The 20,538-nt window shown below is 50.8% G+C and carries 25 protein-coding genes; all 25 read right to left on the bottom strand.

Going from position 1 to position 20,538, the window contains the following annotated elements:
- Positions 1-208, bottom strand: a 208-nt coding sequence (locus tag ACF8OV_RS00370) for a phage tail protein (protein ID WP_392404310.1), incomplete at its 3' end; no start/stop codon positions are given.
- A gap of 3 nt (positions 209-211) precedes the next feature.
- Positions 212-2,527, bottom strand: coding sequence for a phage tail tape measure protein (locus tag ACF8OV_RS00365; RefSeq protein ID WP_392404309.1), 2,316 nt, complete (start codon positions 2,525-2,527; stop codon positions 212-214).
- A 39-nt stretch (positions 2,528-2,566) separates the two neighbouring features.
- Positions 2,567-2,722 carry a GpE family phage tail protein gene (locus ACF8OV_RS00360; RefSeq protein ID WP_140350588.1) on the bottom strand — a complete coding sequence of 52 codons (156 nt, stop codon included), beginning with the start codon at positions 2,720-2,722 and terminating at the stop codon, positions 2,567-2,569.
- A 20-nt stretch (positions 2,723-2,742) separates the two neighbouring features.
- Positions 2,743-2,991 carry a phage tail assembly protein gene (locus tag ACF8OV_RS00355; protein ID WP_140350589.1) on the bottom strand — a complete coding sequence of 83 codons (249 nt, stop codon included), beginning with the start codon at positions 2,989-2,991 and terminating at the stop codon, positions 2,743-2,745.
- 83 nt (positions 2,992-3,074) lie between these two features.
- On the bottom strand, positions 3,075-3,587 hold the full coding sequence (locus tag ACF8OV_RS00350) for a phage major tail tube protein (RefSeq protein ID WP_392404308.1): 513 nt from the start codon (positions 3,585-3,587) through the stop codon (positions 3,075-3,077).
- Between the two features lie 12 nt (positions 3,588-3,599).
- Positions 3,600-5,084, bottom strand: a complete 1,485-nt coding sequence (locus tag ACF8OV_RS00345) for a phage tail sheath C-terminal domain-containing protein (RefSeq protein WP_392404307.1) — start codon at positions 5,082-5,084, stop codon at positions 3,600-3,602.
- Between the two features lie 114 nt (positions 5,085-5,198).
- Positions 5,199-7,205: a phage tail protein gene (locus tag ACF8OV_RS00340; RefSeq protein WP_392404306.1), complete on the bottom strand. Its 2,007-nt coding sequence runs from the start codon at positions 7,203-7,205 to the stop codon at positions 5,199-5,201.
- Positions 7,206-7,208: 3 nt separating this feature from the next.
- Entirely contained in the window at positions 7,209-7,853 is a 645-nt protein-coding gene (locus ACF8OV_RS00335; RefSeq protein WP_392404305.1) for a phage tail protein I, read from the bottom strand.
- Positions 7,846-8,931, bottom strand: a complete 1,086-nt coding sequence (locus tag ACF8OV_RS00330; RefSeq protein ID WP_392404304.1) for a baseplate J/gp47 family protein — start codon at positions 8,929-8,931, stop codon at positions 7,846-7,848. Before ACF8OV_RS00330 ends, ACF8OV_RS00335 begins: the two co-directional genes overlap by 8 nt.
- Positions 8,932-8,968: 37 nt before the next feature.
- A complete protein-coding gene (locus ACF8OV_RS00325; protein WP_392404303.1) occupies positions 8,969-9,334 on the bottom strand; it encodes a hypothetical protein in 366 nt (121 codons plus the stop codon).
- Between the two features lie 20 nt (positions 9,335-9,354).
- Positions 9,355-9,642, bottom strand: a complete 288-nt coding sequence (locus ACF8OV_RS00320) for a PAAR domain-containing protein (protein WP_243190364.1) — start codon at positions 9,640-9,642, stop codon at positions 9,355-9,357.
- On the bottom strand, positions 9,626-10,111 hold the full coding sequence (locus tag ACF8OV_RS00315; RefSeq protein WP_392404302.1) for a hypothetical protein: 486 nt from the start codon (positions 10,109-10,111) through the stop codon (positions 9,626-9,628). Before ACF8OV_RS00315 ends, ACF8OV_RS00320 begins: the two co-directional genes overlap by 17 nt.
- A complete protein-coding gene (locus ACF8OV_RS00310; protein ID WP_392404301.1) occupies positions 10,111-10,773 on the bottom strand; it encodes a phage baseplate assembly protein V in 663 nt (220 codons plus the stop codon). Before ACF8OV_RS00310 ends, ACF8OV_RS00315 begins: the two co-directional genes overlap by 1 nt.
- Positions 10,764-11,354 carry a hypothetical protein gene (locus ACF8OV_RS00305; protein ID WP_140350599.1) on the bottom strand — a complete coding sequence of 197 codons (591 nt, stop codon included), beginning with the start codon at positions 11,352-11,354 and terminating at the stop codon, positions 10,764-10,766. Before ACF8OV_RS00305 ends, ACF8OV_RS00310 begins: the two co-directional genes overlap by 10 nt.
- A complete protein-coding gene (locus tag ACF8OV_RS00300; RefSeq protein WP_140350600.1) occupies positions 11,341-11,958 on the bottom strand; it encodes a phage tail protein in 618 nt (205 codons plus the stop codon). Before ACF8OV_RS00300 ends, ACF8OV_RS00305 begins: the two co-directional genes overlap by 14 nt.
- Positions 11,939-12,217 carry a hypothetical protein gene (locus ACF8OV_RS00295; protein ID WP_243190372.1) on the bottom strand — a complete coding sequence of 93 codons (279 nt, stop codon included), beginning with the start codon at positions 12,215-12,217 and terminating at the stop codon, positions 11,939-11,941. The genes ACF8OV_RS00300 and ACF8OV_RS00295 overlap by 20 nt, the downstream gene beginning before the upstream one ends.
- Positions 12,218-12,330: 113 nt before the next feature.
- On the bottom strand, positions 12,331-13,347 hold the full coding sequence (locus ACF8OV_RS00290; RefSeq protein WP_392404300.1) for a major capsid protein: 1,017 nt from the start codon (positions 13,345-13,347) through the stop codon (positions 12,331-12,333).
- Between the two features lie 42 nt (positions 13,348-13,389).
- Positions 13,390-13,746 carry a head decoration protein gene (locus ACF8OV_RS00285; protein WP_392404298.1) on the bottom strand — a complete coding sequence of 119 codons (357 nt, stop codon included), beginning with the start codon at positions 13,744-13,746 and terminating at the stop codon, positions 13,390-13,392.
- 42 nt (positions 13,747-13,788) lie between these two features.
- The gene (locus tag ACF8OV_RS00280; RefSeq protein WP_392404297.1) at positions 13,789-15,135 is read right to left on the bottom strand and encodes a S49 family peptidase; all 1,347 of its coding nucleotides are present in this window, start codon (positions 15,133-15,135) and stop codon (positions 13,789-13,791) included.
- Positions 15,125-16,612: a phage portal protein gene (locus tag ACF8OV_RS00275; RefSeq protein WP_392404296.1), complete on the bottom strand. Its 1,488-nt coding sequence runs from the start codon at positions 16,610-16,612 to the stop codon at positions 15,125-15,127. Before ACF8OV_RS00275 ends, ACF8OV_RS00280 begins: the two co-directional genes overlap by 11 nt.
- A complete protein-coding gene (locus ACF8OV_RS00270) occupies positions 16,612-16,827 on the bottom strand; it encodes a phage head-tail joining protein (RefSeq protein ID WP_392404295.1) in 216 nt (71 codons plus the stop codon). Before ACF8OV_RS00270 ends, ACF8OV_RS00275 begins: the two co-directional genes overlap by 1 nt.
- A 9-nt stretch (positions 16,828-16,836) precedes the next feature.
- Complete coding sequence (locus ACF8OV_RS00265) at positions 16,837-18,903, bottom strand: phage terminase large subunit family protein (RefSeq protein WP_392404294.1); 2,067 nt, start codon at positions 18,901-18,903, stop codon at positions 16,837-16,839.
- Positions 18,893-19,396, bottom strand: coding sequence for a DUF1441 family protein (locus ACF8OV_RS00260; protein ID WP_140350608.1), 504 nt, complete (start codon positions 19,394-19,396; stop codon positions 18,893-18,895). The genes ACF8OV_RS00265 and ACF8OV_RS00260 overlap by 11 nt, the downstream gene beginning before the upstream one ends.
- Before the next feature lie 272 nt (positions 19,397-19,668).
- On the bottom strand, positions 19,669-20,049 hold the full coding sequence (locus ACF8OV_RS00255) for a hypothetical protein (RefSeq protein ID WP_392404293.1): 381 nt from the start codon (positions 20,047-20,049) through the stop codon (positions 19,669-19,671).
- A complete protein-coding gene (locus ACF8OV_RS00250; protein ID WP_392404311.1) occupies positions 20,040-20,525 on the bottom strand; it encodes a transglycosylase SLT domain-containing protein in 486 nt (161 codons plus the stop codon). Before ACF8OV_RS00250 ends, ACF8OV_RS00255 begins: the two co-directional genes overlap by 10 nt.
- Positions 20,526-20,538: the final 13 nt, after the last annotated feature.

The raw sequence follows: 20,538 nt of genomic DNA, 5'->3' as shown, positions 1-20,538 counted from the left end.
GCGGATAAATGGTGATGTTGAGTGTTTTGGTATCACTGTCCGGCCCCTGGAACTGTTTCGCCGGCTTTCGATTAAGGCGCGGGCGTTTTGCCCAGCGCCATTTCATCGAGGTGCGTAGTTGTTGATATTGAGGACCAGAGACTGAAAAGAAAAAGTCCCCAGAAGGGAAACTCAGCGCCAACATGACGCCGTTTCGTAGTTCATCCATTGCTTAGCCTATATCGTATAGAGCACCACGCTGAGAACGGGCTTTTTCTCGATCACGGCGATCCAGTTCTTCACGAACTCGACGCGCGACATCGTCCCCACTTTCGCCTGGTTGCTGCTCAATTGCGATTTGATAACTAGAGGTGTAATTCGCCGGTGCGGTATGCGAAGCGGCGATCCCAGTTCGAGCTGGCGTGACCCCGCCAACATATCCGCCCTGGTATGGTGAGGATGTGTTTTCTTGCTGAACGTTGCGACTGATTTCAACGGCTTTAGAGACTTTGTCATCATCGCCGAAAATACTATCCCACCAACCTTTGACCTTGCCGACGGTATCGGCAACCCATTGCATCGCGGATTGAAATTTCGCGACAATGCCGTCCCATAGATTGCTAAAAAATTCACCCAACGGGGCCCAATACTTCACTATCAAGGCCACCACGGCAATCAACGCCATCACGGCCATTACCACCAAGCCAATCGGGTTAGCGTTGAGCGCTGCATTTAACGCCCATTGTGCCCCCGTCCAGACTGCAGTGGCCGCGGCCAGGACTTTTTGCAATCCTGCCATGAGTGTCATGCGTTGCATTCCAGTGATCATGGCCATGTTCCAGGCTACTTGTGCCAGCTTGACACCTATCATCACGGTTTTAAGCGCAATCAGCGCCATTACCGCCCCACCAATTAACTGAGTTAGGAAAGGGAATCGCTCGGCCAAATCCGCGATAACAATGGCCGCGCCGCCTATCGTATCGGTCACAAACATCATCATTGGGGCAAACACTTTGCCCAACGTGGCCGTTAAGTTGCTGATACGCTGATTCATGCGTTCGACCGACTCATTCGGACCCAATAAAATCGCCTGGGCCATTTCATTTGTGGTGGTCATGCCGCTCTTAAGCGCGCCGTTCATGCTGCCAATGTTTTGTTTGAGCGTGTTGATTTCTGGATACAACAACTTAATCATTGCCATCGCTTCATCAGTGCCAAACGCTTTCTTTAGCTCCTGTTCTTCGATCGCGTCTATCGTGTCGCCATAACGCCCCTGCAGTTCGGCGAGAATGTCCGGCATCGATAACAGTTGATTGTTGGCATCGAGGAAGTTCAACCCGAGCTTATCGCCCGCCCCGGCGGCACTATTAAGAAAGGCTTTATATTTGGTGGCCGCTTCACTGCCAGACATTGTGGCCTGGAGCTGGCCAAGGATCGATAACTGCTCAGCGAACGACACATTCGCCGCGGTCGCCGTTGCGCCCAGGTTAGAGATCGCCGAGCTCATTTCCGAGCCGTTAGTCTTAAACGCCTTTACGCTCGACGCGATACCCGCGGAAAAGTATTCACCGAACTTCATGTCCCGCTCGGCTTCTGACATGGCGTTCCAGCCGTCGATGGTGGTCGCACCAAAGCGATCAAACTGACGACGATAAATACCATAGCCGGACGCGAACAAACTGGTCATCTGATCAGTGGTTGATTTGGTTGCCCCTGCTGTCATTGCCGCAATGCGGGTAAATTCGCCCACAGCGGCATCAGAGAGCGAAGAAATACCCGACTTAATGTCATAGCTCGCCGCAATAAATTGCGCTTGGGTCGTGCCGCTCCATTGATTCGAGAAGTCTCGCGCCGATTTAGTGATCGCGTCGATACCTTCGACCCCAATCCCCAAACTTTGGATCGTGCCCTGGGCGCTGGCCACTTGGCCATAAGACTCTGACAATTTAGCCAGGGCATAAGTCGCCGCACCTACCTTGGCCGTATCCATTGCAACCGACCCCATCAGCTGGCTGTTTTTCTCTCGCAGTCCGACGAGCTTTTTCTCTCGCTGCGCGACCGCTTCCAGTTGCTGTTGCTGATCTTTAAGCCGGTCATTCAAACGGGCGGTGTGTCGCTCGACCTGGCTGGTTGCCTGGCGTAAGTTCTTGGTACTTATCCCCGCCTGGTCAAGTTTGGTTCTCAACTCCCCCAAACGTTGGTTTTCTTTTTCATGCTGCTGGGTGAGCTGCTGCGCTTCGCGTTTCGCCTTATTGAACTCGGTGGTCATGGCGCGCGTTGGTTTTTCCGCAGCGCGCATCTGACGCGCCAGGTCGGCCACCTTTTTGTTTTGCTCATCGAGCGCGCGACTGGTTTCCACGCTGTCACGTTTTAAGCGCTTAAAGGCATCCAGATCCGCGGCCGATTGCGACAGCTTCGAGATTTGCTTTTGAGTGGCTTCAATCGCCTTTGCGGACTTGGTGGTTTTGTCTGTCACTTTGGAAATTGGGGTCGTGATCTTGTCCACCATTTCCATAACAAACGAGAGTTTGCTGGTCGTATCGCCCATGTATACCCCTTACAAACGAAAAAAAGCCGGGCTAGCCCGTTAGGACTGCCCGGCGTTCTCGGCTTGTTCTTGCGCTTTTTCATGGCGCTGTAATGCGATTTCGTGCCAACGCATTAATTCACTCAGCGTCATGCTGGCGGTGGCACTGGGATTAAAGCCGGTGAATACCAGAAAGATATCGGCTTCGGCTTCCATTACGTCGGCCGGAACGGAACTTATTCCGTGAAAAAACCGACCACCTCCGTTTGTACCGCAACCAGATCAGACGGCTTCAACATATCGAATTCATTGGCGGTGATGTCACTGATACGCGGCACCAGTTGACGATGCGTGTTCACATCCATGCGTAAGATAGAGAACATTTCCAGACCGCGAAGGGTGCCGGTGTCTGGCTCACGAAAGTTGATTTCAGTAATTTCGGTATCACCGCGTTTTAGGGGCTTTTTTAGCGTAACTTGAGACATGATTTCTGCTCCAAACAAAAACGCCCTGCGAAACCGCAAGGCGTAAAGAATTAAAGATTTAATGAATTAATGATGATTGAGATTTACTGGCCGAGCGCCTGGCGAATCTCTTTGTTTCGGTCTTTGCCGTTCACGCTGAACACGTTGTTCAGCTTGTCGATGTGCAGCACTTCTTTGCCATCTACTTCAAGTTCAAAGAACTCAACATCGATGATGAATTTCGTGGTCGCTTCCACACCGCCCGCGGCCCACTCGTTGAACTCCACTTCACGCCAGAAACCAGACTGACGCACGACCACATGTTTAATCTGGCCACCGACATCGAGCGCGCCTTTCACGACGAATTGTTCGTCTCGGGATTCACGAGAGCCAATCAAATCGAACACTTTTTCTGGATAATCAGAAACCGTAACTTCTGACTCCATCGCTTCCAACTTGCCGACATCACGCTTCATGGTGCCGCCAATGCCGGCACCGTCGAAATCAATCGTCTTGGTGACAATCTTCGGGATTGTCAGTTTGTTGGCCTGACCTGCAAAACTTTCGTTTTTCAGAAAGGCGTTAAAGTCCACAAGGACTGAAGGAATACCCGCCATTGCTTGCCCCTATTAGCTGAAAATTGCTTCGTTGTATGAGTTGTTGATGTGCTGACGGAAGGTCACACGCTCGGCGACATCGTAGAAACCGAGGTCATAATCAAAGAACACCTGGCCTGTACCAATCGCATCGATGTTAAGGTCCTTATCGGCCCAACAAAAACCACCGCTGATCACCTGGCGATTCTTCAAGCCGCGAAGGAACGCGTTTACTCGACCCGTAACACTTTCGACGTAGTTCTTCGTGATGTTCTGGTCTACCGCGTCAAAGTGGGCATAAACAATGCTGTCGCCAACGATGTAACGAATGCGTTGATGTGGCAGCATCGTGCCATTGGTGAGGCGGTTGCCCCAGAAGAACCAACCACCTTGTTTATTGACGATGGTACACACGTTCATGCTGTTGAGCTGGTTGGCCATGCAGCTGATCGCGCCTGGTCCCGCCGATACGTATGGAATATCAATCGCCGTACCCTGAATACCGCTTATCTTGCGATTCGATGGTGAGTGCCAGTAACCCTCCTCATTATCGACGCGCACAATGTGGCCCGCCACAATGGCCGAGGCATGGCGTTTTACATTCGCTTTCAGATCAGAATCAAACAGCTCAATACCGCCATGAACAAACAAAGCCTCGGCAAACTGACGCGCACGTTTTACTACCGCGCTGTAACCGGCGTAATGGTCCGAATCAATGATCGGCGTCGCGTTGAGGTTCTTGGCCACGCGTTCAACTTCTTCACCCACACCCGCCAGGTGAGAGAACTCTGGGGTAATGACTAAGCGAGGACGCACACCCAGTTTACCTTCTGCACCTTCCAGGGCTTTCAAACCGGTGGCTTGACTTGTCTCTGGGTCAATGGTGCCGATCACGTTCGCTTTGGTGGTGTTTTCGTCCTGCCCTTCGGCCACTCGAACCACAATCACCACCGCACCAACCTGACTGTAAATATCTTTCAGTGCGTCTTTCAGTGTGCCGCCAGTGCCTGCCTTAGCAATCATCTTGTCAGACGTTACCAACGTTGGCACATTGAGCGGGAAGGCTTCATCCTCACCGCCTGACAGATACGTTGGGTAAGCGTATTCCACCACGCCCAAGCCATCACCGCCCGCAGTCACCGACACCAAATCATTCGCTTCATCATGCGCGTTTACCGCTGCAGCAACATCGGTCGCAGTGGACGTAATCACGCCATCTGCGCCAGTGGCCAAGGTTACAGTGACTTTTTCATCGTTAACCGACACCGCCAGGGCGGCATCGTTCGCAGCTGGGTCCACCAATTCAATGCTGATCCCGTTGCCACGAATGCCCGTGTTAACCGCTTCAAACGTTAATGCGCCGTTGTCTTCCCCCAGGGTCAACGCGGCCGCGGTGGCTACCTGGGCATTCGGAGCCGTTGCCACCAAGCCAATGGTAGACGCGGCCAACACAGTGATCGGACGATTACCATCTTTGAGGTAAAACGTCTCGACGCCGTGGAAATAGTTTCCTGACATGGGGTGTATTCTCCTTATTTCGGATAATAAAAAGCCCAGCGCAAAGGCTGGGCGTTAATGAATTTCAGGTAATAAAAAACCCCGCGAGTGCGGGGTTTAGTTTTGGTTAATCTTTTATACTTCACACCAATAATCACCTCTCCATATAAACGAAATGGCGTCATATATAGAGTTAAGGCGCTTATCTGCAGCATCTCTAAGCTTTATATTACCAGTTCCATGCTTAACGATGACATCTCGCTCATTGCTAACTGTTGTTAACGTTAACCTTACTCCAATGATAGGTGCACCATTAATGTTGTGTAGCTCATCCAAAGCCGATTGGCCATAGGTGTCTACCTTATGGAAATTCTGGGACATTGTGATATCCCCACCAATGATGGTTAATGGCGACTGACCAGCGCCATCGGTATTCGTCCCATTAATCATTCCTATGTATACTTTACCACCGAAATCTTTATCGGCTTGATAAACCACTGGTGTTTTATCGGTATCAACCGAGCCAATTCTACATTTCCCGGTTGTAAACTCCTGTAAACGACAAGCCGTAAATGCACTACCCAATGAGTCTTTCCAAGAGTTAATTGTGAAGTCTGCTAGCCCACCTAATCTGACAACCTCATTATAAAGAGTGGAATCCACTTTTTTAGTAATAAGCGTTTTTATCTCGCCGGATGTTTTGCTCAGGTTAACCGCTCGTTCTTCCGATATAGTATCCAGTATGGCCGTATCGATTGTGACTCCATTAACGCCTTCAAAACCAACATCGGATATGCCCGTTCGTGCGCCCTTAGCATCCAATAAACCAACTTTCAAACCCGAGCCCGTTCGAAGCGTCATCACTTTTGAGGTCATGTTTCTCAATACAGCAGTTTCTATCGTCATCTGACAATCTGGACCGTCAGTGTTGTAAACAATCCCTTCCTGGCAACCATCCCCGAAAATTGTTTTTATCGTAAGGCCGTTTGGCTTACCCATTGCGTAAACAACATTATCAAGAATATTTTTGTACCCTAGATAATCAATCACGCCACCGACATCTCCCGCACAGTGAAATAGTTTATCGACATTCTCTCCGTAGAAAGTGCCTCCTTTCACTTTAGCAACGTTGTTCAATGACAAAGACTGATACTGGCCATGTGTTTCTGGGTTATTCTGTTTGATATTCTCTGCGGTTAAACCGTCGTATTCCACATCTGGACAATTTAAGAAGATCCAGCCGCCGACATAGTTATCAACACCATTAGGATCGATGTTTTTAGCTGTACTTTTAATTGCGGTCACTTTCCCAGTGCAGTTCGTAAATTGTGCTATCGATTTAGCAATCAATTTCCCATCCAAATCAATTCCAGTGATGCCCGATGGTTGTGAATTACCTTGGGTATGAAAAACATAACCATTATGCATTGCATAAATCGTTACCTTCCCTGGGTTAATGGCGTTCCAAAACGTGTTGTCTGATAAATCTATAGTAAAAGGGGAACCGATATTTAAATCAGGCCACATGACGGTACAGCCACATGTTTGAAGAAAGGTTTGTTCTTCGGTCGTTAACGCTGATTTATCCTTAATGTATTCATCCGCGTAAATAACCTCCCCTCTCTTGGCATTAAAGTTTTTCCCCACCCATTCACGACTTGCCGTCACAACATTTGGGTCAACTTCGATAATCGGTTCAGCGCTTGTAATCACAAACGTCATTTCTAAAACAACCGGATTAGACACATTACCGTTATTCAAAGGCTTGGGAACATAAATTCGAGCACAGTTACCAATAGCGTGAAAATAGGTTTGTCCGTTAAAGGTAGCGACCGCGGCAAACTCACGAATCACAACATCATTAATGTTGTCCGGTAAAATAGCCTCAACTTTAAGGATTGGGACCGAATCCGGCGTCGCTTGTAATACATCAACGGAATTTACGGGGATACGATGCAACTCATTAACCAAAGCCTGGCTTTTTCTATCAGGTTGCACATAGGTGTCGTTAGCATCACCTAACGCTATATGCGTAAACTCGATTTGCTTATTTAACAGCTTACCGTTCTGCTCGGCGTTTTCCCCTAATACGGTCAGAATTGAACCGTATTGCTGTTCACTTTCAGGGATTAGATTTGACATTTTTTACTCCAGAATTAACGGAAGCGGACCAGAACGGACCACAACAGCAACGCGAGACAAACAAGCGAGCGCACTGCTAGATGAACTCACCATTGAGCTGATAACCCAAGGTCCAGAACGGACATGATTGCCCTGTCGACTCATTGCGATGAGCTTTTCAGGGTTTTCTACTTGGCTTGTCACGGAAAATCCAACTAAGTGGCTTCGGGTGTTCTTAGCTTTTTGGATAGATGGAACTAATGTTTGAAGTTCAGAAATATCAATCGGTTGATTAATAGACTTAACGTCAACTCGAAAGGTCCCTTTTGCAAGGTTTTCTTTATCTTCAAACCATTCTTTTAAGCTAACTTCATCACCACGAATGGCTTTAATCACCCGTTCTACTGCACCGCGCGTGCCACGGGTTCGGTTGATATCGATAGCTTGTCGGACGACTTCTCGCTTTTGCGTTTCGGTCCAGTCACTTCGCCATCGATCCACCCTTAACGCCCAGGCTAAATAAGGCAATAACTCAACTGGGCAAAGATCAGGGTTCCAAAGCTTCGATATCGGAATATCGATATCACTGATCCGCGATAACGCGCCGGCAAGGTCACGCTCTAGCTGGCTCAGGTTGCCAGGTAATAACGACTTATCGGATTCAGACATACGTCACCACTATGTTTGTGCAAAATGGCGCTTCATTTTCGGCGGCGACGATATCAACCCACCCGGTTAATCGGACTTTGGCGACCCCTTCCACTTTTAACGCCCAGTGAACCCCTGACACATCTAACTCACCGCCAAAGCGGTTTTCACTGGCCAAGTATTCTGATAGGCGCTGCTTGGCAGCTTTGACGACCTCATCCGGAGACGGGCCCGGTTTGATGGTGAGTTCTGCCGTTACGCTATACTCGATCACTGTGGCTGGCTCGACCGTTAGTTCGTCGGATAATGGGCGAAACGGTTCAACATAAGCACGAACCAAATCGCACAAACCACGGCTTGGGACCCCGTTGCCGGTTTTCGTCAACACATACAGCACGACTTCAATCGGGGCGGGGCTAGTGACCGCAATGTCTTTAATATCTGGATGAGCGCTTTTGGCAAAAAAACGATACGCATCATCAGGACCCGCCACGCTGTAACCACCCGCTGATTCATGCAGCCTCTGGCGATACGCTTCGTCGTCCTCTTGCTCTTTACCGAGAATGCTGGTTTCTGTTTTGATGAGGTTTAATGTTGCAATGCCCGTGGTGTCGTCTGGCCAACCAAACCGTTCCCAACGCAAAACATAATTGCCATCTTGGAGAACGTAGCTATAACAAGCGGCGCGATCACCCTCTGGTGATTCCACAACCCAGCCCTCTCGCTCGGTGTCGGGCACCTCAAATCCAGCTGTGGGGTCTCCAGTAATGACCGCGTAGTTGCGCCCCGCCTGGACCGAAATCGCCCCCGAAACCGTCATCGGATAAGTGGTAATATCGACCACATCCGTGAGGGTTTTATTCAACCGTTCGACGGGCTTTCCGTCTGGGCGGCGATAATACGTAACGCCAATATGATCAAGATCGCCACCTTTCGCGAACGCCAGCGTTAACCCTTTGGCTTGTTCGTTGGCATCATGGCGAACCATCACTTCACGATAAGTATTCTCTGAGGTGATGCGATAGCCTGGATCACTTGGTGCGGGGTTAGCCAACCCCGCGCGTTTTACCGTGTCTTTCAGTAAGGATTCATGATCCACTTGCTTGACCACATCAAGCGGAGGGAGTTGGGATAAATCAATTACGTCTTTGGTCATCGAATAAAATCCCCTCTAAAGTTACAGGCTCGCCGTTGTAGGTAAGCACCCCTTCTAAATCCAGTTCTATCTGGCCATTGCCGAGTGGCGTGGCGTTCATTTCCATTAATTTGAAATCTTCCAAGCCGTTCCTTGGGTTTGCGATGGCCTCAGAAACCCTCACGTAACACAGCATTTCAAAGCTTTGATCGAGGTTGCGGTCTACGACTTCATTTAGCCGTGAACCATAGTCACGGGCACCGACCAAACTCCCGAGAGGGGTGTTTAACGCGTCGGTTATCCGCTGGCGCAGATAGTCGAGGCCGCCGATAGTTTTACCCGTTAGGGCATCGGTGCCTTGCTTCATTTCGTTAATTCTTTAATTCGTTAATTTGAAAAGACGTTCGGGCTACCCGCTGAAACAGCGGACCCACAATCAACAGGATCGCCTATACGGCCAATAGGCTGGCCATTGGCATACACAGAAGAAGACCCCGCGGCGAGTGTGCCGCCGTGACAACTTGGCGAAGGGTCGCAGTGAACACCCCAGGCATCACCAACGCGGTGAATCGGTTGGCCATTGACGAATACATTGCCACTGCCCGCCGTTGAGGTTCGGGGCGGGAAAGCACCGTGTCCAGTGCCGCCATCGCCTTGTCTAGTTACTGCCGGCATTCATATACTCCAGAAGCTTATCTCGGCCGCTGCTGTAGTCGTGGGACGCCAGACAACGCCAAGAATGGTTATCCGTTCGCTCAACCCCTTGCCCGGTGTCTGGATCGGTATCGATGTAACTCACCGTGACCGTGAGCGTGTATTCCTTCACACCTTGGCCGCTGGGTCGAAATTCAATCAAGTCTTTGCCAGGCGGTAACTCTGGCCAGTCACCCACCCGAACTATCTGATCCCCCTCTCGGTAATCAATGAATTCTGGCTTGAACAGCCCCGCCAAACTTTCGGATGTTAATCGAACGCCAGAACTCGACGACGATATCGAGAACTGTGGCGGCGTTTCCGGAGTCACTTCCCACGTATAGCCATTGAGCACCTGGCCATCACTCAGATCAAAGGAACAGAGATAATCGAGCCCGGTGGCGGTATCTGGATGTTGAAACAAAATGTCTCGTATTGGCTTCCAACTCATCAGTTAAAATCAATCCTCGATGCGGTTAACTTCATACTGCCACCCGCTTTCAGCTCCATACTGGCATCGGTGGCCAAGCTCATCGCGCCGGCTGACTTCACGGTTAGAGTTTGATTGGTTTGAACATCAATCGGTCCCTTTGCTGTAACGGATACGGCCTTGTCACAATTGACCGTGGCGTTCCCTTTCACATGCGCGGTTACATCCTGGTCAAAGGTCGCATTCGTGGTGCCTTTGATCGTGCCGGTTAAGTTGCCTTCGATGGTGGCTTCAACATCCCCCATATTGATCAGTTCGAGCTTATGGGTGCCGCGGTGATGGGAGATTTTCGAACCGTCGCCAAACTCGACCAGGAACAAATCTGGGTCATCGCTCGGCGCTGGCCGTTCGCTGTAGTAACTACCGGGGAACACTTCACCAAAACGCAGATCGCCCGGTGAAATGACTGTGACGGCCTCACCCACTTCGGGAAACCACCACACGATAGCCTTGCCGGATCGAATCGGTTTGACGGGGAGCTTCCCGGTTTGCATTGGGCTTTCTTCGGTGCCGTAAGACACTACGACCCAGCGCTCAATCGAGTTACTTTCGAGAATGACACCACGGATAAACACTTCTTCGAGTTTGCGTTCCAACTCGCTGACGCGTTCCTCTAGGTCCATCCTTGCGCCCCTTCAAATGCCACTTCACCAGGTAAAAACTCAGGCGGGTTAATCAGTAAATCGCCTAAGTGGATTTGCTGCTCAAAGGTGACAATCATCGAGTCAAAGCCAAACGCTTTTTCATTGCCGCCCTTGCCTGGCTTAAATGCCCCAGGATAGATGTTGATCGAGTCAATGGGCACCGACTCAACCCCCAGAGCACTCAGTCCCCAACTCTGACGGCCACCGACCACAAAATCCGACTCTTTATTTTGCGCGGCATCTTCCTCTGTATAACCGACCACAAGCGCCACCATCGCCGCCAAGTTACGCACGGCCAGCGGCAAATCTGGCGTTTTGCTGGATAAGATGCAGTGCAAAGCAAATTCACAGTTAAACGGGATCCGACCGCCTGTCACTGCGCGCCCTGGTTTGGCTTCAACCATTTCAATCAGTACCGCGGGTGTGTCGATTTTAAACGACTCCCCTGGAGCGATATCCGTCGGGTCATATAAGGCCACGGTATCGAGAAGCGGCAAGCGTTTTTTAAGCTCGGCCTCGATGGCGTCGTGAAGCTCGGTAAAGTCTTTAAGCACTTTCATGGTTCACCACATAGTTCAGTTCCTGGTCTAGTTTCTTGCGAAATTCATCAGGGACCCGAGATTCCAAACGCTTTAATGCTTGGGTCGCCGCGTCCGAAATATCAATCGCAATATGCTGAACAGGAAAACGGCCACGTAAGTGAGCCGGGAGTGAATTAGGGTTTGATTTGCGCGCTTTGCCCGTCGTGGTGTATTGGCTATGGTTGCGACTGGAACGGATCCAGACCGCTGATTCATAACCGTACATATCCGCTACGAACGCGCCCTCGTATCGATACTTTTTCAGCGAGACGCCTTTTTTGGTCTGCCTTGCCTTACCGGCTTTTTCAGCCAGAACGGGTGAAATACCGATCCATAAAATGGTGACGGCTTCCGACCCTTTACCGACGGTTTTCAGACTAAAGCGAAACTTAAGTACCTTTTGCGGGATGCCGGTTAGCTGGGACACTTCCCGAGCTGCTCGGCTATACATCCAGCGCATGGTTTTCTTAATCGCGCGTTGTCCGGCTTTTTCTAACTGCTTAGGGGTTGCGGCAATCTTGGCGCTGGCCAATTGCAGTTCTTTAGAAAAGTTAACCTTAAAATCAACACCAGGTGCGGCCACGTCCTTCACCCTCCGGGCTCTGTTTGGTCGCGTCAGGCTGATCGTTTAAAAACAAGTAGGTGACTCCGTCATCTTTGGCGTAAGGCTTGGTGACGTAGTATTCCACCCCGTCTATTTTTACCGACCAACTTTCCGGTTCGAGCTCGATGTCTACGCAATGGCGAGACTCGATCACGACGTGCGGCTGACGCATTTGCAGATCCTGACCACCTTTGCCCCCGCCAGTGATTTCCACATCCAGCATCGGCTGGTTTGGCACGGCGGCCACTTTGAGCCATTCCCCTAAAGGCGGCTTGATCAGAATTTCGTGGTGACGGCCAAGCCGCTGGAGTATCCGGCGGCTGGCGCGTTTAAAGGGGTCACGCTCACGCATTAAGCGGCTGGCTCAGATTTAGGCGTGAACTTAATGCGACGTACTGCCAGCGGGCTGGTACAAAGGTTAAGCGGGTTAGATTGCCCCTCTAGATCCACACCTTTATCGAACTTCTTAGGCTCCGATTTAACGTAGTACGGCAAGCCTTTAGTATTGACCGTCTCTTTGTAGTTCGCAGGTGCAAATCGGGTCAAGAACAGACCAGGCTTACCCTCTGGCACCATTACCGCGCCATATTTCGCTGGCATTGGGTCTTTATCGCCAAATTTCTCGTCGTATTCTTCCCAGAATGCCCCTTGCCAAGACACGCCGCGGCGCACATCTTCGCGCAGTGCTTCGCCGTTGTTGTAACGGTCAAATGCTTTGTAAAAACTTTCGTTTTTCAGCATTTCATCAAAGAATTCAGGACGACAGAACACACGATAACCTTTCGGTTTCGCGCCTTTGATGTGCTTCTCTGAATCACGCTTCACTTGCAACATTTGAGTTGGAAGATCGCCGTTAAAGTCGATGGTGTTTTCGCCGTCGGTCTCTTTCAGATCAAACACTTTGAACAGATCCAGAACCACCACGCCTTTTTTGTTGTAAACCTTGCCGAAGATGGCACCAAAGCGGAAATACTCGATCGTAATGTCGATGCTTTGACGAACAATCTCGGCTTTTTCGTCGATCACGTCCTGGAGCGATTCGAGTTCATCTTCTTCACCAAACGCGCGGCTATTTTGGATTTCATCAGCGAAAATACTCGCCGGCACTGGTAAGTGAAGCGCTTTAAATGTCACCACTTTACGATCAGGGTCATCCAGAGGTTCGCCATCATCACCACGTGGCACATCTTGAACTAATTGGATCTGACCGTCTTTGTATTCAATATCAACCGATGTGGTGCTGATACCTTTTTCTTCGAACAGTTTCAGCTCTGCTAGACGAGTTTTAGGAACAGTGACGTTATTGATCGCCGCGGTCAGTTCGCGCAGTGTAAACTTTTCAGACTCAAGCGCTTGTTGCATTTCCATGTTGTTCTCTCTTTAAAAAATGGGAAAGAAAATATCCTGCGCTTAGCGCAGGACAATTTGTTTAGCGGCCAAAGCAGTGACCGCGGCTTCTTTCTGAACTTGCGTAATACCTTCGGGCCAAGTCATTTTGCTGTCGTACAGCGCACAGACGCGGGCATGTGCCACCGCCTCGGTGGCTTCCGCGCTATCAATATGACCATAAAGCACCAGTTCCGCCGTTTCGGCCTCTGTTGCATCTACTGCAACATCCAGTTGGGTATAAGTGCCATCGTCTTTTTTGCCGAGAACGGTGCCCGATACATACGGGCCACCGATAACAACAATACGATCACGAGATACGTGATCGACTTCACCGGCTACGTGAGCACCAATACGGGCGGGCATGTGTGTGACTGTCATAATTTATCCTTACAGTGAAAGGGAGAAGAAAACACCAATTGCTTATCGATTGGCGTAAATGGATTTAGTGCTCAGAGACGCGGTTTTCTTCACCTTGTCCGTCACATGACGAGTTTGGTCGCCGTTTTCATCGGTTTCGGCTTTCGCTTCATGAATCGCCTTTCCGACCATTTTCACCGGGTCATCGATACAGCCAACAAGCGTGTCAAAACTGCCAGACAAACCCGCCGCGGCTAACGTATCTTTTAGGCTGGAAGCCATGCTGATTTTGTTTTCTGCTTCGGCTTTGGTGATCCCATCCTTGAGCACTGACGCAGACAAGGCAGGAACGCCCGCTTTCGCACATGCAGCCACAATGTCGGCAGCGTGAGCGATGGCCATTTCTGGCTGTTCGCCTTGGATAGCGGCAATAGCATCAGGGCGCTGCTCGGTAATTGCAGCGATTAAATCCTCTGTGCTGAATGCATCGACGCCTGGCAAACTCAGTGTGATTCTGTCTTCACCTTCATTTGCGCCGGTTGTCGTTTTATTTGGATCTGGCATTGGTTTTTTCTTTCCTGTTTTGAGTTCGGCGATAACGCCCTCCAGACTCCCGAGACGGTGAGCCATACCTTTATCAACAGCGGCCTGACCGACTAGGATCCCACCGCCGCCGAAATCGTTAATGACCGTGTCACGTTCAACGTTCATGTTTCTGGCCACGCGCTGGACAAACACTTCGGCGAGATCGTCCAGGTGTTTTTGATACGCTTCTCGGCCTTTATCCGTGCCAGGGTCCTGACGCTTGTTCGGAGACTGACTCGACACGATTTCAATCGTCTCGAAATCGTCATCCTCTTTTTGCTTACGGCGACGCATTTGCAGCACCGTACCAATCGAGCCCGCGGTCGCGGTGGCGTCCATCACCACCTCATCACATGCACTGGCAATCCAATAACACGCAGAACAAGCCATGCCACCGACATAAGCGATAATTGGCTTTTTGCCGCGGGCCTGATAAATCATTTCTGCCAGTTCGTGAATGCCGTTCGCCTCACCACCTGGTGAATCGCAATACATGACAATGGACTTGATCGCGGGATCATTCAGTGCCTGGGTAAAGTCTTGCGCCAGGAGTTGCGTGGTTGTGCCGCCGCAAATATTGGTGAACAAATTCGCGTAACGACTGATCACGCCACTCACCGAAATGATGGCGATGCCGCCTTCTCGCATTTCCATGCCGCGGGTGACTTTTTTGCCCTGTTTACCCGCTAGGGATTCAGGGACAAAATCATCCAATGAGAGGCTGTCCACCTCTCGATTGGCAATGTCACTCATCAGCGCAAGCAGTTGCTGATCCAACGCCCACGGCTGCGACATCAGGTAATTCATGGCGAATTTATGTTTCATCTTCACCGCCTCCAGGCTTTTCTATGGCACTAAAAAGCCCGCCTAGTTTGGCGGGCGGTTCAATGCCTTCTTTTTCACAAATCGTCTGCCATTGCTTGAGCAGCTTGGCGTTGACTTGCATGTTCTTTTCAATATCGGTGCCGTATTCCGCCGCCTCTCGCTCACCGTTGGATATGTGAGACGCAACTGCCTTATTACGGGCGTTAATGTCCTGCTCTGGATGTAAGTGTTTCCACGCATCCGGACGAACATCAACCGAGTAATATTTCCAAGGATCCGACGCAAAGTTCGGGGCAGATAACAGGCCTGTTGAGATAATGACCTCAACCACCCAACGCCAAACACCAAAGCCCACTTGAAAGCCGGATAGGTTTTCCTGGTCAAAGCTGATTGAACGTCGGTACTCGTTAAGGAAGGCTCGAACCAAGCGGTCGTTAAGCCCTGCCCAGTCGCCAGTTAACAATGGGTAAGGAATGTCCATCCCCGCGGAATAAAGCAGCGATTCCCAACGGACAAAATCCGCGTACCCCTGCCCGGTATCATCCCCATCAAACGGCAAGGCTTTTTCACCTGGCACCATTCGAAGCCACGATCCGGCGGTAATGGTTTCTTTTGTGTTGGCTGGCTCAGAGTCGCCATACATGTCTTTACCTGTATGCGGGTCGAACTCCCAGTCCGCTTCACCAAACGATTCACGATAAAGCACACCAGTGATGCCCGCGCGCTCTCGCTTACGGATCAACTCATGGTCGTTGTATTCGTGGAAGGTTCGGTCCTTAATCAGCGCGGCGGCGGTTGGTGGTTCGGCACGAACTTGACCAGGTCTCAGTGGCATGTAGTGATGAATCACCTCACGGGCCGGAACGCGAATGCAGTCATTCAAACTGACCGACTCGATACCATCATCTGGGTGGGCCTTATAGAACCAGTACGCCACTTTAACCTTGCCGTTAAACTCGATGCCCTGGATGATTCGACGGGTCGAGCTAATGCGACGGTTTAGTTCCTGTGGGCACATGTCCGCTTCCAGCAACTCAATCTGTATCGGCGCTACCAAACCGGAATCAATACGACGGTTTAAACGACGAATAAACACTTCGCCCGACATCCGACGCGAGAGCGCGGCCAGATGGCACAGACCACCGAAGTTTAAGTCACCCCACGGATCGAGCTGTTTCGAAATGACGTTCCACAGCTTATTGACGTTTTTTCTAAAATCGTCATCCTCACAAGAGCTCATAATCGTAAAGCCCTTGCCGATCTCGTTGGTGGTGTTTTTGTTTAACCCCGATCGCATCAGCAAGCTGTTGCGATACGCGTGGCGAGTTCGGTTTCTGAGTGGTTTCCCTGCCGTGGCTAATGCTCGGTTTGGACCCACGGACGGCGCTGGCCAGTTGCGGCCACGAGGTTCGCGCGTTGCGCCCTCATACGATTGAGACGCTAACGGCTGACCATCTAATCCAAGGATTAAGCCCATCAGCGAATACCTCGATCAATATTGGTTTGAACGGCAGAAAACGTACTGATTCGCACACCTTTCTGACGGGCAAGCGCCCGCAATACCAGACGCCTTGCTGTGGTCAATTCCTTGATGCTGCGATACGTGACTTCTCGTCCGTCAATTTTGACGCTCAGTTCGCCGGTGACGATAGCTTCGTCAAGCGCGTCAAGATCCTCTTGTGTGTATGCCATAAGTCACCATCATAAACTTGAGCGACGGCGGCGACGCTTAGGCAGCGCCACGGCTTCACCGTCTCCGGTTATTAGTTCAGAACTCTCATCGATTGGCACTGCCCAAGGGGGCGCATTTTCCCAATCGACAATTTGGTCCGCTTTTAATTTGTATATTCCCGCCCAGCTGTAAACGAACAGGTCGAACGTTTCGTTCCGAGTGGAGACTTTTTCCCAATGGCCGGAGGCGTTGCGTTCTTCGGCTAACAACTCATCAAAGAACCATTCCGGCAACCAATCCGGGAACCAACAATATCGACGCCCTGGCGTATCACGCTCGATGGAGTTTGATACGGTGTCTTTGATTCGGTCCGTGTTGAGCTGGTACACCGGCACATCACCATAAGCGCGCGCCTTTCGGTCACTTCGTTTGGTGTTGTCTGGGTAGGTTTCTTTGATAACGGGGCCTTTGCCCTGACCTTTGACCAACATAAACTTGCGGTGAATACCTTCACTTTTCAGTTTGCGATAAAAGGCGTAGGCGTTATCGGTCACGCCATCTTCACCACCGGAATCACACGACGTTAAATGAATCGGCATTCGGCGTTCGCTGCCATCGTCCAGTTCGTAGGACTTGTTGATCACTTTATCGATCAGCAAGTCCCAGTCTTCGAGGTGCGTGGCCGGGTTCACCCGGACAAACTTGTCCGGGTTTTCCGGATCGGTTCGCTTGGATTTTTCAATCTTGAACCGGTCAATGACTTGGTATTCCAGGTCGGAGCCCCAAGCCAGCACCATGACGTCAAAGCGCGCAGTTTTCGCACCCGCTTGAACGTCAACGGCGGCGGTGAGGAATCGTGCCCAATCTGGCACCACGCGAACCCCTAAATCGGTGCGGCGGTCCATTAGCAATTGAACGCTTTGATCCCCCTTACGCGGCGGCGTAAATGCTTTTCCTTGGTCGGTGTTGACCGTGGTTTGTAAATCGTTGAGATCGCCTGTTTTCTCGTACTGCTCTAACGCGGAAAGGTACTTATAAACCAGTTGGTTCCAAGTCTGGAACGCAGCGGTTGGCCCTTTCTGCCAGAAGCTAGCGACGCGAGTATCGCGGCGTGAGCCGGTGATCACGCCGTTCTGATCGGCCTGACAACCTTCGGGGATCCAAAGACCGCTTGCATTGAGCGTCATTTTTAACGACTTGCCGCCCGTCATTCGCTTGTGTTCACTGTGTAAACTGCCGCAATGCGGACAGCTCATGAACACCTCTTTTGAGGCTAATGACGGATCAGCGACGTCTCTATCCCATTGCAATAATGGAAAGTCCGGCTCGAACCATTCGCCACAGTCCGGACATTGCCAGTAAAACAAACGGCGGTCGCCCTGGTTGTAAAGGGACAAAATCCCATGAGTGGGCGGCGCTTCGTGGGGCGTCGCAGGACGATAGGTCGGGTCGGTAATGTAAAAGCCGGGCGACCCTTCGGCAAGGGTCATGCCTGACGACATAAATGTTTGAGTACGTTTCGACGCCAGCAAGAACGCCGAACCTTCGCTATCAACGTTCAGCGGGATCCGGTCGTAGTCGGTAATGGCCACATATTTCCAGTCGGAACTGGCGAAGATGTTTTTTGATGGCCAACCAATTTTTAAAAAGTTGCCCGCTTTGAATACTTTGTCGTGAACGTTGTTGTCGTGCGCCCGCGGTGAGAGTTTTTCTTGAATCTCTGCACTGGCATTGAACTCACGGCCAAGACGTTTTTTTGAGTATTCCGCGGCTTTCTCTTGGCTGATTTGCACCAGGAGAAAATCGGCCGGGTTGTTGACGATGGTGTCACATATCCAGCCATCAACTAAGCTGACGGTTTTGGATGTTCGCGCTGGGCCGGCGAAGATCACCGAGCTGTATAAGCGCGACTTCAAACAATCCATTGGTTCGTGAATGTATGGAACTAAATCCCCATCCCACGGCACCATTGACCCACCTTGCTCAACGTGCAGCAAACGGCGGGCGCTTTGTGATACGGGTTCACGGTTCGGCGGTCTGATTAAACTCGCTACTTCTCGCCGAACTTTTCCCGGCGATGCGTAGCTATTTAGCATCAGGCTCAACCTCTAATAATCCGTGATAAAGATAGGTTCTTGACTCATCAGCCCAACTCTCGACATATTCGAGTGCTTCAGGAGGCATTTTGTAGCGGCGTTCTAAGTTATCCGGCAGCGACTCAAAGGCACTGACCAGGTATTTCAGCGTGGCCGCTAAATCGAGTCGATATTCACCTTCTGGAATTAATTCGCCGATTTCGGTTTCATACTTCAAGCGCTCTCGCTCTGACTGGAAAAAATCTTTCCGGTCTTTCGGGACCATCTTGTTTGGGTTGTAGTCGTCCTCGGATTTATTCGATGATTCGGCCGCAAACAACGCAGGACCGACATCAGCCAGGGCGTAAATATCCACACCGGATTTTTTCCCGCTTGGCTTGACCCTGGCTTCTTTTAATCTTTTTCGCACCGTGTCGCGGTGCAATCCAAACGCCTCCGCTATCCGAGTAATGTTCCAGGAAAAGGCGTCGTTCAAATGGCTGACTGATCCCACATCTACCCCTCAATGCATAACGACCCGATGCGTGAAGGGCTTCATTTCAAGGATGTGTGGAAGTGGTCCCCTATTGCATCGGGTCGATATTGGTTTGTCCTGGTTTCTTGTCCCAGGCACGAATAAGTTTGAATCGTTTATCGCAAGACTCGATCACCGAGATAAGTGCTTCATTATCAGCGGCCAAATCTGCCCACGCTGTTCCAGTGAAAGGAGGAACGAAGCAACCAACCGTGTAAGCGGGCGGCGGGGTCCGATAGATAACTTCGGTTTTAATCACCGGTGGCGGTGGTTCGCTCACGGCGCAACCGGATAAGATCATCAGGCAAAGGCTGGACGCCGCAATCTGATTGATTGGCAGTTTCATAAATCACCTTTTGTCGAGCGGTGGCGCGCTGTTGCGCTTGCTCTAAATCTTTGACCAGGTTGGCCACGCGGGATTGTTCGGTCTGGTAGCTGCTTTGCAAGGCATGAACCTCACGGCGCTGTGCTTCCAGATCTGCGATTAATTGATTGTTGCTTTGCTCTAGCTGGCCAACGCGAACATTGGCTTGGTCGCGTTCGTCGGAGACTGTATCCAGCCGCCACAGCAAAACAGCCCCGGCGGCTAAAACGCCAACCGCCAGGAGCATACGAATTTTTGTTACCACCATAAGGACACCCCAAAGCGTTTTTCATACCAGTGGTGAATTTTGTTCACGTAGTCGATGGTTTCTTTTGAGTGCCTTCCGGTGACATCCGGTAAACAGGCAATGATGCCAGAATATTCCATCGCGCCATGACACAACCTCTGGGCCTTATACAAATGACCACGGCCAGCGTTATAACCCGCCGCAGCGAGGTCGTAATGACTGCCAGGGGTCCGGCCTTCGGAATTCCAACCATCAAGGTTTTGGCGCATGTAATAGGCAGACGCCTGAATGCTGAAACGCGCATCACGCGGCGAAGTTCCAAAAGGAACGACGCCTTGTTTTTGCATGTCCGACCAAGTCCCTGGCATAAACTGACCGACGCCAGCTGCACCAACAGGACTAACAGCATCAGGATTTAGCCGAGACTCTTGCCATAGCTGAGCCCAACCAAGCCCCCAGTGATATGAGGGAACATATCGACGCCAGGCACTTTTGATTTGGCTATCGTAT

The sequence above is a fragment of the Vibrio sp. GLN_1 genome, assembly GCF_043106015.1.
Classification (GTDB): Bacteria; Pseudomonadota; Gammaproteobacteria; order Enterobacterales; family Vibrionaceae; genus Vibrio; species Vibrio parahaemolyticus.
The sequence above is the reverse complement of the archived record's forward strand: the minus strand, read 5'-3'. Positions and strand labels throughout refer to the sequence as shown.

Bases quoted from the DNA above. Each gene is read 5' to 3' on its own strand.
- ACF8OV_RS00365 (WP_392404309.1), bottom strand. From the start codon at position 2,527: ATGGGCGATACGACCAGCAAACTCTCGTTTGTTATGGAAATGGTGGAC.
- ACF8OV_RS00360 (WP_140350588.1), bottom strand. From the start codon at position 2,722: ATGGAAGCCGAAGCCGATATCTTTCTGGTATTCACCGGCTTTAATCCC.
- ACF8OV_RS00355 (WP_140350589.1), bottom strand. From the start codon at position 2,991: ATGTCTCAAGTTACGCTAAAAAAGCCCCTAAAACGCGGTGATACCGAA.
- ACF8OV_RS00350 (WP_392404308.1), bottom strand. From the start codon at position 3,587: ATGGCGGGTATTCCTTCAGTCCTTGTGGACTTTAACGCCTTTCTGAAA.
- ACF8OV_RS00345 (WP_392404307.1), bottom strand. From the start codon at position 5,084: ATGTCAGGAAACTATTTCCACGGCGTCGAGACGTTTTACCTCAAAGAT.
- ACF8OV_RS00340 (WP_392404306.1), bottom strand. From the start codon at position 7,205: ATGTCAAATCTAATCCCTGAAAGTGAACAGCAATACGGTTCAATTCTG.
- ACF8OV_RS00335 (WP_392404305.1), bottom strand. From the start codon at position 7,853: ATGTCTGAATCCGATAAGTCGTTATTACCTGGCAACCTGAGCCAGCTA.
- ACF8OV_RS00325 (WP_392404303.1), bottom strand. From the start codon at position 9,334: ATGAAGCAAGGCACCGATGCCCTAACGGGTAAAACTATCGGCGGCCTC.
- ACF8OV_RS00320 (WP_243190364.1), bottom strand. From the start codon at position 9,642: ATGCCGGCAGTAACTAGACAAGGCGATGGCGGCACTGGACACGGTGCT.
- ACF8OV_RS00315 (WP_392404302.1), bottom strand. From the start codon at position 10,111: ATGAGTTGGAAGCCAATACGAGACATTTTGTTTCAACATCCAGATACC.
- ACF8OV_RS00310 (WP_392404301.1), bottom strand. From the start codon at position 10,773: ATGGACCTAGAGGAACGCGTCAGCGAGTTGGAACGCAAACTCGAAGAA.
- ACF8OV_RS00305 (WP_140350599.1), bottom strand. From the start codon at position 11,354: ATGAAAGTGCTTAAAGACTTTACCGAGCTTCACGACGCCATCGAGGCC.
- ACF8OV_RS00290 (WP_392404300.1), bottom strand. From the start codon at position 13,347: ATGGAAATGCAACAAGCGCTTGAGTCTGAAAAGTTTACACTGCGCGAA.
- ACF8OV_RS00285 (WP_392404298.1), bottom strand. From the start codon at position 13,746: ATGACAGTCACACACATGCCCGCCCGTATTGGTGCTCACGTAGCCGGT.
- ACF8OV_RS00280 (WP_392404297.1), bottom strand. From the start codon at position 15,135: ATGAAACATAAATTCGCCATGAATTACCTGATGTCGCAGCCGTGGGCG.
- ACF8OV_RS00275 (WP_392404296.1), bottom strand. From the start codon at position 16,612: ATGGGCTTAATCCTTGGATTAGATGGTCAGCCGTTAGCGTCTCAATCG.
- ACF8OV_RS00270 (WP_392404295.1), bottom strand. From the start codon at position 16,827: ATGGCATACACACAAGAGGATCTTGACGCGCTTGACGAAGCTATCGTC.
- ACF8OV_RS00265 (WP_392404294.1), bottom strand. From the start codon at position 18,903: ATGCTAAATAGCTACGCATCGCCGGGAAAAGTTCGGCGAGAAGTAGCG.
- ACF8OV_RS00255 (WP_392404293.1), bottom strand. From the start codon at position 20,049: ATGGTGGTAACAAAAATTCGTATGCTCCTGGCGGTTGGCGTTTTAGCC.